Origin of the sequence: Saccharopolyspora erythraea NRRL 2338 (genome assembly GCF_000062885.1) — a bacterium.
Lineage (GTDB): Bacteria > Actinomycetota > Actinomycetes > Mycobacteriales > Pseudonocardiaceae > Saccharopolyspora_D > Saccharopolyspora_D erythraea.
The window spans coordinates 6,807,873-6,820,354 of sequence record NC_009142.1 but is presented as its reverse complement, the minus strand read 5'-3'; the positions used below and the strand labels follow the sequence as shown (position 1 = coordinate 6,820,354).

Here is a 12,482-nt window from a genome sequence, read left to right as displayed (position 1 = left end):
CTTTTCAGGAATCGGGTGCGTCGGCGCGGCTCAGCAGGTGGCCGCGATACCACTTGCCCCATTCGTCGAGGTCGCTGATCAATGCGCGGAGGCTGTCGCCGATCTCGGTCAGCCGGTATTCGGTGCGCGGCGGCACTTCGGCGTGGACGGTGCGCGAGACGATTCCGTCGTTCTCCAGTTCCCGCAGTTGCCGGGTGAGCATCCGCTGGGTGATCCCGGGCAGTGCGCGGCGGAGTTCGCCGAACCGCTGCGGGCCGTCGACCAGGTACTTCAGGATGAGCAGCTTCCACTTGCCGCCGACGACGACCAGCGCGACCTCGACGTCGCAGTAGTCGGACATCTCCTCGATGCGTTCGCGGATCCGCACCTTCTTCACCCGCCCAGTGTAGTCCCGGAAAATGCGGCATCCCCCGGCTCCGCGAACTGCGACGGTATACCGAATGTGCCTAACGCACGGGAAACTGCCTACTTGTGGCGGGCCTTCACCTGGTCTGGGCTGAGGTGCGTGACGACGAGGTGCCCGGAAGCCGAAGAGCAGAACCCAGCAATCGCGCCGACCGAACCGCCGGCGCCGCCCGGAATCGACGAGCCGACGCCGCCCGAACCGAACGCGAGGCCCCGGACGGCACCGCGGTGGCTGGTGCTCGCGGTGCTCTGCACCAGCCTGCTGCTGACCGGCCTCGACCTCACGGTCCTGCACGTGGCCGTGCCGAGCCTCGCGCGTGACCTGAGCCCGAGCGCCCCGGCGCTGCTCTGGATCGTCGACGTGTACTCGCTGACGGTCGCCGCGCTGCTGGTGACCTGCGGGACGCTGGCCGACCGCGTCGGGCGCAGGCGGGTCGTGATCGCCGGGTTCGCGGTGTTCGGGCTCGCCTCCCTCGCGGCGGCCTTCGCGGACAACGCACCGCAGCTGATCGCCGCGCGGGCGGCCCTCGGCGCAGGGACCGCGCTCATCATGGCGGCGACCGTGGCCATCATCCGCAACGTGTTCGACGACGCCCGGGAACGCACGATCGCGATCGGGCTCTGGACCGCCGCGCACAGCGTCGGGACCACGCTCGGCCCGCTGGTCGGCGGGGCTCTCGTCGAGAACTTCCACTGGGGCGCGGTGTTCCTGGTCAACGTGCCGATCGTGGCCGTGGTGCTGGTCGTCGGCGTCCGCGTCATCCCGGAGTCCCGCGACCCGGTTCCACGTCGCTGGGACCTGCCGAGCGCTCTGCTGTCGATGTGCGGCCTCGGCGGGTTCGTCTACGGGCTGAAGCAGATCGCCGACCCGTCCGGGCTCACACCCGCGTCGGCCGTTGTCGGGCTCGCGGGGTCGGCCCTCCTGGTGTGGTTCGGGGTGCGGCAGCGGAGACTGCGGCATCCGCTGCTGGACCTCGGCCTGTTCCGGGATCGCCGGTTCAGCGCGGGAGCGCTGGCGATCTTCGGCTGCTTCGGCACCTACGTCGCGACGTTGTTCCTGCTGACGCAGTGGCTCCAGCAGGCGGGAGGGCACAGCCCGTTGCAGGCCGGTGCGGCCGTGGTGCCGCTGGCCGCGGCGAACGCGCTCGGCGCCGCCCTGGCGCCGTGGGGCTCCAACCGCTGGGGGCACCGGCGGGCCATGGCCGCCGCGCTGGTCGCCTTCGCCTCGGCCCTGGTCGTGTTCGTCGTCGCCGGGAACTCCGCCGGATATCCGCTGATCGCGGGAATGCTGGTCGTCGCGGGATTCGGCGCGGGAGTCGTCATGACCGCCGGATCGGACCTGACCACCGGCACGGTCAGCCCGCACCGGGCCGGAGAGGCCGCCGCCGTCCAGGAGACGTCGTTCGAGCTTTCCGCGGGCGTCACCGTGGCGGTTCTCGGATCCGTGCTGGCGATCTCGTACCGCTTCGCCGTGCCGCCACCGCCCTACCTCGGGCCGGTGGACGCGGCGTCGGTCGGTGAATCCGTCGGTGCCGTAGCGGACGTGCGGCGGCATCTGTCGCCCGAACACGCCGCCGATCTCCAGGTGCTCACCGCGAACGCGTTCGACCACGGCGTCCGCGTGGCTTCCGCCGCCGGTGCCGCGGTCCTGCTGGTGACCGCGATCGCGACCGCGGTGCTGCTCAGGACTTCCCGAACCAGCGGGTGATCAGCCGTTGCAGCCGCAGGAATCGCGGTGCACGAACCGGGACCGCAACCGATGCGTCTCGGGTGCGGCGTCGGGGTCGGCGATGCGGCGCAGCAGCAGGCGCGTCGCCTCGGTGCCGATGTCGTTGCAGGGCTGTGCGATGACGGTCAGCCGCGGCGAGAACCACTCCGCCCACGGGAAGTCGTCGAAGCCGACCAGGGCGATGTCGCGGGGCACCGAAAGCCCCGCCTCGCCGAGCGCCTGCATCGCCCCGATGGTCATGCCGTTGTTCGCGGTGATCAGCGCTGTCGGACGGTGCGCGAGCAGCCGCCGGGTCGCCGCCACGGCGGTGTCGGTGACCGAGCGGCCTTCGACCAGCAGCTCCGGATCGGGCTCGATGCCGTTGCGGCGCAGGCCCTCGCGGTAGCCGCGGACGCGTTCCTCCGTGGTGGACAGCCCGCGCCGCCCAGCGACGAAACCGATGCGGCGGTGGCCCGCCGCGGCGAGGTGGTCGACCAGCTCGGCCATCGGCGCGGTGTTCTCCGGGCCGACCTGGTCGTAGCGGTCGTCGATGACCCGGTCGGCCAGCACGACCGGAAGCCGCTGCGCGGCGACGTAGTCCAGGGTCTGGCGGGGCAGCGCCGAGGGCGCCAGGATCACGCCGTCGACGCGGCGCTCGTGCATCCCCCGCACCACGTGCAGCTCGTGGTCGGGGTCGTCGCGCGACTCGGCGAGCAGCAGCGTGTACCCGCGGCGGACCGCCTCGGTCTCGATGCCCTGCAGCACCTGGCCGAAGTAGGGGTTGGTGATCGCCGACATGACCACCGCGATCGAGCGGCTGCTGGCCGTGGCCAGCGACCGGGCCAGGGTGTTGGGGCTGTAGCCGGTGCTCTCGATCGCGTCCTGCACGACCCTGCGGGTCTCCTCGCGCACGGTCCGGGTGCCGTTGATGACGTGCGAAACCGTCGCGGTGGACACGCCCGCCATGCGGGCGACATCGGCCATCGTCGCCATCGCCTGCTCCCCTTCGAGTCCCGGCTGTGCCGCGAACAGTATCAGGCAAGCGCTTGCGCAAGCGCTTAACTTCGGTTTACGGTTCCGCTCACTCGCAGACCAAGGCGCTTTACGCCCCGCCAACGGCGACGGCGCCGACCGACAACGGGCGATGACGCCCGGGCCAGGAAGGCACCCCAGATGAGCACCGCACAGCTCAGCCCCTCCAGACCTGAACAGCGCGGTCGCGCCACGGTCGTCGGCGCCTCCGCCATCGCCGCTCTCGGCGGCCTGCTCTTCGGCTACGACACCGGCGTCATCTCCGCCGCGCTGCTCTACATCGCCCCGGCCTTCCAGCTCAGCGAGGGCATGCAGCAGATCGTGGTCGCGTCCCTGCTGCTCGGCGCCATCGCCGGCTCCGTCGGCGGCGGCCCGGTGGTCGACCGCGCCGGCCGCAAGCGCACCCTGCTGCTGGTGTCGGCGGTGTTCACCGTCGGCGCGCTGCTCTCCGCGCTGGCCACCGGCACCGCGGTCCTGATCGTGGCCCGGGTGCTGCTCGGTCTGGCCATCGGCACCAGTTCGCTGGTGGTGCCGACCTACATCGCCGAGATCGCGCCGCCCGCGACCCGCGGCAGGCTGGTGTCGCTGAACCAGCTCATGATCACCATCGGCATCTTCGTTTCGTACCTGGTCGGCTACGCCTTCGCCGAGAGCGGCGGCTGGCGCTGGATGCTGGGGCTGGCCGTGGTGCCGTCGGTGGCGATGCTGGTCGGGCTGTCGATGCTCAGCGAGAGCCCGCGCTGGCTGCTCGCCAAGGGCCGCACCGAGGAGGCGAAGCAGGTGCTGCTGCGCACCCGCGGCCCCGAGGAGGCCGAAGCCGAGCTGGCCGAGATGTCGGCGACGATGCGCGAGGAGAGCCGCTTCTCCTACCGCGACCTGTTCCGGCCCCGGCTGCGCCCGGCCGTGCTGCTCGGCGTCGCCGTCGCGGCCACCAACCAGCTCGTCGGCGTCAACGCCGTCATCTACTACGCGCCGACCATCCTCAAGCAGGCCGGGCTCGGCGACTCGGCGGCGATCCTGTCCTCGGTCGGCATCGGCGCGACCAACATGGTCTTCACCGCGATCGCGCTGCTGCTCATCGACAAGGTCGGCCGCCGGCCGCTGCTCATCGGCGGCACCGGCGTGGTCATCGCGGTGCTGTTCGGGCTCGGCGCGCTCTACCTGCTGCCCAGCGTCCAGGGGCTCGGCACCCTGCTGACGATCGGTCTGATGGTCTACGAGGCGGCCTTCGCCGCCAGCCTGGGCCTGGCGATCTGGCTGATCAACAGCGAGGTCTTCCCGACCGCCGTTCGCGGCAAGGCCGCGGGCGTGGGCACCGTGACCCACTGGGGCCTGGACTTCCTGATCTCGATCTCGGTGCTGACCCTCATCCAGGCGTTCACCGCTACCGGCCTGTTCTGGCTCTACGGCGTGCTCGGCCTGGCGGGCATGATCTACCTCTACCGCAAGCTGCCCGAGACCAAGGGCCGTAGCCTGGAGGACATCGAGAAGTCGCTTCGCGGCGGGCAGAAGGGCGAGTAGATGGTCCGGCTCGACGATCTGGTCAAGCGGGCGCGAGCCCTGGCCGAATCCGGACAGCGGCGCGTGCTCGGCATCACCGGACCGCCGGGCTCGGGCAAGGGGACGGTCGCCGAGGCGGTGCTGCGCGAGCTCGGCCCGGCGGCCGTGCTGGTGCCGATGGACGGCCTCCACCTGGCGGAGGCCGAACTGCGGCGCCTCGGCCGCCGCGACCGCAAGGGAGCGCCCGACACCTTCGACGCGGCGGGCTACGTCGCGCTGCTGCGACGGCTGCGCGAACCCGGCGGCGACGTCGTGTACGCGCCGGAGTTCCACCGCGAGGTGGAGGAGTCCTACGCCGGGGCGATCGCCGTCGGGCCGGAGGTTCCGCTGGTGATCACCGAGGGCAACTACCTGCTGCTGGACCGCGGGCCGTGGGCGGCGGTGCGGGACCTGCTCGACGAGGCGTGGTTCCTCGCCCCCGACGACCAGGTCCGCGTCGACCGGCTGATCGCCCGCCACGTCCGCTACGGCAAGTCGCCCGCGCAGGCGCGGGAATGGGTGCACCGCAGCGATGAGCGCAACGCCGAGCTGGTCTCGCCGACCCGCGTCCGCGCCGACGTGGTCGTCGACGGGGATCCGGAGTAGGCGAAGTCCTCACTCGGCCGCTCTCCGGGAGCGGAAACCGCCTGCGGTGGTTTCCCGCCCTGCGATGGCCTCCGGCCCCGCGCCCGGAGGCTTCGTCCTCCGGTACGTCGAGTGCGCGGGGTGTTTTCGTTGCGGAACAAGCGTTTTCTCCGTCCCGGCCACCTCGTGCCGCTGGACGGCCTGCTGTGGGTGCTCGACGAGTTCCAGCCGGTCGCGGCTCTGGTGGACCCGGACACCGCGCTGCCGCGCGCCGTCGTGGACTGGCGCGAGCTGCCGCCGCCCGCTCCGGATTCCGCCACCTGGGTCGTGACCGACCACTACCGCTTGTGGGTCCAGCAGGGCACGGGCGGTCCGATCGGCCGCGTCGACGAGGGCGGTCTGCGCCAGGTAGCCGATCCGGGCGGGGCCGACCTGGTCGCGGTCGGCCGCGGCGCGGCCTGGTGCGTCGACTCGCGCTCCCCGGACCCGGGCACGCCCGGAGGGCCGGGCGTGGCGCCGGTACCGCCGCCGAGGCCCGGAAGCCGGCTCGTCGTCGTGGCGGAGGACGGCGGTGCTCGCACGATCGCGGTCGACCGCCCCACCGAGTCCGTGACACCGCGGCCCGACGGGATCTACCTGCGCGTGCACGGGAAGCCGCCCACGGCCGTACCGATGGGCGACCCGCGAACGGTCACCGGGTGGGGCTACGCCTACCACGCCGAACACCTGCGTCTCACCGAACCGCTACCGGACCGCATCGAGTACGAGCAGTACGAGAAGCGCGAACCGGACATGGAACCACCACTGTGGAACCTGGGTGGTGCGGGCCCGTGGACGCCCTGGCACGACCCCGAGGAAGTGACCCGCTACGGGCTCCGCGCGGGAGGCCTGCGGTGGGCCCTGGGTGCGCTCGCGCATCAGCCGCTCGGCGACCGCTACCCGCTCGTGGCCACCGGGCACGACCCGGAGTCCGGCCGCGAGCGCGTCCGCGTCGACCTGGGGACCGGATGGCCGCGCGCCGCCGCCGAGTGCGGTGGCTTCCTGTGGGCGTTGGCCGGCACGAGGACGCGGCAACTGCTCCGCATCGATCCGCTCAGCGCGCGGGCGGAAGCGTTGCCGCAGGTCGGAAGCATCGACATCGCGGACCGCTGCTGGCCGCTCGTCGGCTTCGACGCCGACGAGGTCGAGGAGCACGCCGAGCGCGAACGTGCCCGGTTCGAAGACGCCGGGAGGTACCTGCGCCTGTCCGATGCCCGCAGCGAAATCGAAGGCGAGTGGCCCGACCTGCGGGTCCGGCTGGCCTTCCGGCACCCGCACCTGCCCGGCGGCTGGTTGCGCCGCCGCTGGCGGGTCTTCGACGAGGTCGGCCGTCCGACCTCGGAGACGCACGCCGACGTGCACCTCATGGAGGACCTGGAAACCGGGCAGCTACCGCCGCCGGAAGAGGCGGTGGACGGCGTCCTGGACATCTGAGGCGCTACCGCTTCGCGGCCTCTTCGCGGACCTCGTCGGGAATCCGCCCGGTGTGGTCGATCGGCGTCCACGGCTCGCTTCGCACCCACTGGGAGCCGCATCCCCGGCACGCCAGCAACGGCAGCCCGTCCAGCGTCGCGGGCGTGCGGTGCCAGGAGCACAGCGACCGGCAGGCGTGGATCGCGAGTCCCATCAGCCGGTGGAGCTGGCCGGCCCGCTGTTCGTGGTGTTCGGGCCGGTGTGCGAGCTGGTCGTCGGGTCGTTGGAACTGGTGGGGGTTTCCGACGGCGTGGTGGGCGTCGTCGACGGCGGCGGGTCTTCCGTGGGCGTGGTCGTGGTGTCGGTGCCCGTCGGGCGCGGCGGAGGCGGGGGCACCGTGTCGCCGGGACTGCTCGGCACGCCGGGCGCGTCCGGGGAGGTCGACGACGTCGTCAACGAGGTCGGGTCCTCGCTGCCGGAGGTGCTCGACACGGCCTCCGAACTGCTCAGCGGCGGCGGGAGCATCGGCGGCGGCGTGGTCCAGGTGAGCGAGGGAGCGCGCGACGAGGTCGGGTCGAGCACGACGTCGGGCGTCGCCTCGGTGTGGCGCTGGCTGCCGAGGACCATCGCCGCGATCGTGGCGAAGCCGGTGGCGATCACCATCCCGGAGGTCGCCAGCACGACCAGGCGTTTCGGGCGGGCGTCCGGGTCTTCCAGCGGTATCGGGTCCATCGCCTGTCCTGCTCTCCTCGGATCTGCGCAAAACCCCGCGTTGGCAACGGATACCGTACTGATCGCCGCAACCCGTTCCCCGCCCGACCGCCGGGTGCGGGCGTTTCCGCAGGTCCGTACCACCCTGCTAGGCAGAACCACTGGCCGGTGCGGCATCATGGTCGGCCGTGACGGACGCACAGCAGGCACGGCTGACGGCATGGGTGCACGGCAGGGTGCAGGGCGTCGGGTTCCGCTGGTGGACCCGGGCCAGGGCGCTGGAGCTGGGACTCGCCGGCAGCGCGACGAACCTGCCCGGCAACCGGGTGGAAGTGGTCGCCGAAGGACCGCGCGAGTCGTGCGAACGGCTGCTGGAGGCGCTGCGCTCGCCGGACACCCCCGGCGACGTCGACCACGTCGCGGAGCAGTGGTCGGAGCCGAAAGGTGGCTTGACCGGATTCGTGGAGCGCTGACGACCCGAGCGGTTCTGCGGGGGCGGGACCGCGTTCGCGGGTAGGCTCCTCCGGACGTGGTAGCGCCGAGCGGGCGCCTGACATGCGGGAAGGTCGATCGAAGCCGTGCACCTGAAGAGCCTGACCCTCAAGGGTTTCAAGTCCTTCGCATCGGCCACCACGCTGCGCTTCGAACCCGGCATCACCTGCGTCGTCGGCCCGAACGGCTCCGGCAAGTCCAACGTGCTCGACGCGCTGCGCTGGGTCATGGGCGAGCAGGGGGCCAAGGACCTGCGCGGCGGCAAGATGGAGGACGTCATCTTCGCCGGCACCGCGGGCCGCGCCCCGCTCGGCCGCGCCGAGGTCACGCTGACCATCGACAACTCCGACGGCGCGCTGCCGATCGAGTACACCGAGGTCTCCATCACCCGCCGGATGTTCCGCGACGGCGCCAGCGAGTACGAGATCAACGGCAACTCGTGCCGGCTGATGGACGTGCAGGAACTGCTGTCGGACTCCGGCATCGGCCGCGAGATGCACGTCATCGTCGGCCAGGGCCAGCTCGCGAACATCCTGCAGGCCAAGCCCGACGAGCACCGCAGGCTGATCGAGGAGGCCGCAGGCGTCCTCAAGCACCGCAAGCGCAAGGAAAAGGCGCTGCGCAAGCTCGACGCGATGCAGGCCAACCTCACCCGCCTGACCGACCTGACCAGCGAGCTGCGCAGGCAGCTCAAACCGCTGGGCAAGCAGGCCGAGATCGCCCGCAAGGCGCAGACGGTGCAGGCCGACCTGCGCGACGCGCGGCTGCGCCTCATCGCCGACGACCTGGTCACCGCGCGCGCCGAGCTGGCGCGCGACGAAGCCGACCAGGAGACCGCGAAGGTCAAGCGCGCCGAGGTCGAGCGCGCGTTGCAGTTCGCGCAGTCGGAGGAGAAGACGCTCGAGGAGAACCTCGCCGCCGACGCGCCGAGGCTCAACCGCGCCCAGGAGACCTGGTACCGGCTGTCGGCGCTGGAGGAGCGGCTGCACGGCACGCTGCGGCTGGCCGCCGAACGCCACCGGCACCTGACCGCGCAGACCGCCGAGCAGCGCGCAGGCCGCGACCCGGAGCAGCTGGAGGCCGAGGCGGAGGAGGCCGCCGAGCAGGAGATCGAGCTGCGCGAGGAGATGGAGCAGGCCCGCGAGGTGCTGTCGGAGGTCGTGCGGCGGCGCTCGGAGCTGGAGTCCTCGCTCAAGGCCGCCGAGCAGGCGCACATGGCGGCGGTCCGGGCCATCGCCGACCGCCGGGAGGGCGCCGCGCGGCTGGCCGGTCAGGTCGAGTCGATGCGCAGCAAGGCCGGTGACACCGCAGACGAGATAGAGCGGTTGTCCACCGCGCTGGCCGAGGCCGAGGAGCGCGCCGAGGTCGCCGAGCGCGCCGCCGCCGACGCCGAGGAGGAGAGCGACGGCTACGACTCCGACGACGCGGGTCTGGAGGACCGGCGCGCGACCAGCGCGGAGGCGCGCGACGCGGCGCGGGCGCGCGTCGAGGAGCTGGTGCGCGCCGAGCGCGCCACCGAGCGCGAGATCGCGTCGTGGAAGGCGCGCGTGGAGGCGCTGTCGATGGGGCTGCGCCGCAAGGACGGCGCGGGCGCGCTGCTGGCCGCCGGGGACCGGGTGCCGGGACTGCTCGGCTCCGTCGCGGCGCTGCTGACCGTGGAGCCGGGTGCCGAGGCCGCGCTGGCGGCGGCGCTGGGCGCGGTGGCCGACGCGGTCGCGGTGAGCGGCGTCGGCGACGCGGTGGCCGCCCTGGAGCTGCTGCGCTCCGACGACGCGGGCCAGGCGGGCATCCTGGTCGGAGGATCCACTGTGGAGGGTGACCGGTCGGCGTGGCCGGCGCTGGACGGCTCCGCGCGCTGGGCGGTCGACCTGGTGCGGGCCCCCGACGGCCTGCGGCCCGCCGTCACCGCAGTGCTCGACCGGATGGCCGTGGTCGACGACCTGGCCACCGCGCGCGAGCTGGTCGGCAGGCATCCCGAGGTCCGCGCGGTCACCAGCACCGGCGACGTGCTCGGCGGGCACTGGGCGACCGGCGGCTCCGCCGACAGCCAGAGCGTCATCGAGGTGCAGGCCGCGGTCGACGAGGCCGAGCGCGAGCTGGCCGCCGCCGAGCGCAGGCTCGAACAGCACGCCGCCGCCCTGGAAGGCGCGCGGGCCGAGGAGGAGGCCCGGCGCGACGAGGTCCGCGCCATCAAGGACCAGATAAACGAGGCCAAGGTGCGCCGCGCCCGCAGCACCGAACGCCTCTCCAGTCTGCAGAAGGCCGCCCGTTCGGCCACCGCCGAGGTCGAGCGCGTGCGCGTCCAGCGCACCAACGTCGAGCGCTCCCGCGAAGACGCCCTGGCCAAGCTCGCCGACCTGGAGGAGCGGCTGGCCGCGGTCAAGTCCGAGCAGGAGGAGCAGGCCGAGCCCGACACCGGCGAGCGCGACCGGCTCAACGCCGAGCTGACCGCCGTCCGCCAGGAGGAGATGGACGCCCGGCTCGGGCAGCGCACCGCCGAGGAGCGGGCCCGTGCGGTGCAGGGCCGCGCCGACCAGCTCCGCCGCGCGGCCCGGCACGAGCGCGAGGCGCGGGCGCGCGCCGAAGCCGCGCGCCGGGCGCGGGAGCGCGGCGCGCGGGTCGCCAAGGCCGTCGTCGAGGGCAGCGAGAAGGCGCTGGAGCGCATCGCCGCGTCGCTGCGGACCGCGACGCAGGAGCGGGACACCGCGCAGGCGCAGCAGAGCGAGCACGAGCAGGCGCTCGGCGCGGTGCGGGCGCGGGTGCGGGAGCTCTCCGGCGAGCTGGAGAAGCTCACCGACGCGGTGCACCGCGACGAGGTGGTGCGCGCCGAGCAGCGGCTGCGCATCGAGCAGCTCGAGGTCAAGATCATCGAGGACTTCGGCATCGGCCTCGACGACCTGGTCGACGAGTACGGGCCGACCGTGCCGGTGCCGCCGAGCCCGGCCGAGATCGCCGAGTACGAGGCGGCCAAGGAGCGCGGCGAGCAGGTCAGCGAGCCGCCGCCGGTGCCCTTCGACCGCTCCACCCAGGAGCGGCGGGCCAAGCGCGCCGAGAAGGACCTGTCGCTGCTGGGCAAGGTGAACCCGCTGGCGCTGGAGGAGTTCGCGGCGCTGGAGGAGCGCTACAAGTTCCTGTCCACCCAGCTGGAGGACTTGAAGGCGACCCGGCGCGACCTGCTCGACGTGGTGAAGGAGGTCGACGAGAAGATCCTGGAGGTCTTCAGCTCGGCGTTCCACGACGTGGCCGCGGAGTTCGAGAAGGTCTTCACCGTGCTGTTCCCCGGCGGTGCCGGGAAGCTGGTGCTCACCGACCCCGACGACCTGCTCACCACCGGCGTCGAGGTCGAGGCCCGTCCGCCGGGCAAGAAGGTCAAGCGGCTGTCGCTGCTCTCCGGTGGCGAGAAGTCGCTGACGGCGGTGGCCATGCTGGTCTCGATCTTCCGCGCCCGGCCCTCGCCGTTCTACGTGCTCGACGAGGTCGAGGCGGCGCTGGACGACACCAACCTGCGCAGGCTGATCACGCTGCTGGACCTGCTGCGCGAGACCTCGCAGCTGATCATCATCACCCACCAGAAGCCGACGATGGAGATCGCCGACGCCCTCTACGGCGTCACCATGCGCGGCGACGGCATCACCACCGTGATCTCGCAGCGGCTGCGCGGTGGCAAGGCGGGCAAGTCGTCCGCGCCCGCGCCCGCGGGCGGCGAAGGCGGCGAAGCCGCCGAAGCGGCATCCGCGACGGCGGAGTCGTCGCCGGCCGATGCCCAGGAATCCGACGGCGCCGCCGCGGAGTCCGACGGAGCTGCCGAGGTGGCTACGGCAGAATCCGACGGGACGGCCGATGTAGCTGCGGCGGAACCCGGTGGGGCGGCCGACCGCGCTGCCGTGGAATCCAACGTAGCTGCGGCGGAATCCGACGGCGACGCTGCTCAATCCGGTGGGGCGGCCGAGGAATCGGGCGCTGATCCCGCGCAAGCGTCCGAGCAGGGCGAACTCGACGCGGCTCCGGCCGATCCGCTGCGATGACGGTCAGAAGGGCTGGGTCGAGCCGTAGGCGATGACCCCGGCGACCAGCGCGGCCATGAACAGCAGTGCCCAGTGCGGCAGGTTGCGAAGCGCGGTCGCCGCGCCCCTCTCCGGGCGCCCCGCCACGTGCACGACGCCGGCGGGCAGGATGCGCTGCGGCGACGCGCGGTTCCAGACCACCGGGCGGGCGAGCTCGGACCGGCACAGCTCGCACTCGGCGACGTGGGTCCGCACGGTCAGCCACTCGACGCCGTCGAGCATCCCCGCGGAGTAGGCGGCCAGCCGCCCGCGAACGTCCTCGTGCTCTCCCGGGTCGCTGACCTCGGCCGGTTCGCCGGGTTGCCAGACCGAGCCGATCGCGCCGCGCTCCTCGAGTCCACCGCGCTGGTTGCTGTTCACTGCGACCCCGTCCCGACGACGCCAACCGACCTGGCGATCATTGTTCACCGACGTCGGGAAGAATCCGCCGAAGTGCGGGCCCCTCAGCCGAGTGACTCACACTGAGCAACCAGCTCCCGTCGATCGAGCGTCCC

The 12,482-nt window shown here is 72.7% G+C and carries 11 protein-coding genes; 6 read left to right on the top strand and 5 right to left on the bottom strand.

Annotated features, from left to right (window positions below):
* Positions 1-4: 4 nt before the first annotated feature.
* Positions 5-376, bottom strand: coding sequence for a winged helix-turn-helix transcriptional regulator (locus SACE_RS29165; protein ID WP_009947582.1), 372 nt, complete (start codon positions 374-376; stop codon positions 5-7).
* 129 nt (positions 377-505) lie between these two features.
* On the opposite strand from SACE_RS29165, the gene SACE_RS29155 reads away from it, so the two are divergent.
* Positions 506-2,113 carry an MFS transporter gene (locus SACE_RS29155; RefSeq protein WP_009947583.1) on the top strand — a complete coding sequence of 536 codons (1,608 nt, stop codon included), beginning with the start codon at positions 506-508 and terminating at the stop codon, positions 2,111-2,113.
* On the opposite strand, the gene SACE_RS29150 is transcribed toward SACE_RS29155, so the two are convergent.
* Complete coding sequence (locus SACE_RS29150) at positions 2,114-3,106, bottom strand: LacI family DNA-binding transcriptional regulator (RefSeq protein WP_009947584.1); 993 nt, start codon at positions 3,104-3,106, stop codon at positions 2,114-2,116.
* A 180-nt stretch (positions 3,107-3,286) separates the two neighbouring features.
* Between SACE_RS29150 and SACE_RS29145 the strand changes: the two genes are divergently transcribed.
* The 3 genes from SACE_RS29145 to SACE_RS29135 all read left to right on the top strand — a co-directional run bounded on the left by SACE_RS29145 (position 3,287) and on the right by SACE_RS29135 (position 6,742).
* The gene (locus SACE_RS29145) at positions 3,287-4,666 is read left to right on the top strand and encodes a sugar porter family MFS transporter (protein WP_009947585.1); all 1,380 of its coding nucleotides are present in this window, start codon (positions 3,287-3,289) and stop codon (positions 4,664-4,666) included.
* The gene (locus SACE_RS29140; RefSeq protein ID WP_009947586.1) at positions 4,667-5,290 is read left to right on the top strand and encodes a nucleoside/nucleotide kinase family protein; all 624 of its coding nucleotides are present in this window, start codon (positions 4,667-4,669) and stop codon (positions 5,288-5,290) included. It begins immediately after the preceding gene.
* A 129-nt stretch (positions 5,291-5,419) separates the two neighbouring features.
* Entirely contained in the window at positions 5,420-6,742 is a 1,323-nt protein-coding gene (locus tag SACE_RS29135; RefSeq protein WP_011874937.1) for a hypothetical protein, read from the top strand.
* A 4-nt stretch (positions 6,743-6,746) separates the two neighbouring features.
* Here the strand turns inward: SACE_RS29135 and SACE_RS29130 are convergent, their stop codons facing one another.
* Together SACE_RS29130 and SACE_RS29125 are read right to left on the bottom strand one after the other, a co-directional pair.
* On the bottom strand, positions 6,747-6,935 hold the full coding sequence (locus SACE_RS29130) for a hypothetical protein (protein WP_009947589.1): 189 nt from the start codon (positions 6,933-6,935) through the stop codon (positions 6,747-6,749).
* Complete coding sequence (locus SACE_RS29125) at positions 6,935-7,453, bottom strand: hypothetical protein (RefSeq protein WP_009947590.1); 519 nt, start codon at positions 7,451-7,453, stop codon at positions 6,935-6,937. Before SACE_RS29125 ends, SACE_RS29130 begins: the two co-directional genes overlap by 1 nt.
* Before the next feature lie 167 nt (positions 7,454-7,620).
* Between SACE_RS29125 and SACE_RS29120 the strand changes: the two genes are divergently transcribed.
* Together SACE_RS29120 and smc are read left to right on the top strand one after the other, a co-directional pair.
* On the top strand, positions 7,621-7,905 hold the full coding sequence (locus SACE_RS29120) for an acylphosphatase (protein ID WP_009947591.1): 285 nt from the start codon (positions 7,621-7,623) through the stop codon (positions 7,903-7,905).
* A gap of 105 nt (positions 7,906-8,010) precedes the next feature.
* Positions 8,011-11,949, top strand: a complete 3,939-nt coding sequence (smc, locus tag SACE_RS29115; RefSeq protein WP_011874935.1) for a chromosome segregation protein SMC — start codon at positions 8,011-8,013, stop codon at positions 11,947-11,949.
* Positions 11,950-11,952: 3 nt separating this feature from the next.
* Here the strand turns inward: smc and SACE_RS29110 are convergent, their stop codons facing one another.
* The gene (locus tag SACE_RS29110) at positions 11,953-12,348 is read right to left on the bottom strand and encodes a hypothetical protein (protein ID WP_009951500.1); all 396 of its coding nucleotides are present in this window, start codon (positions 12,346-12,348) and stop codon (positions 11,953-11,955) included.
* Between the last annotated feature and the right edge of the window lie 134 nt (positions 12,349-12,482).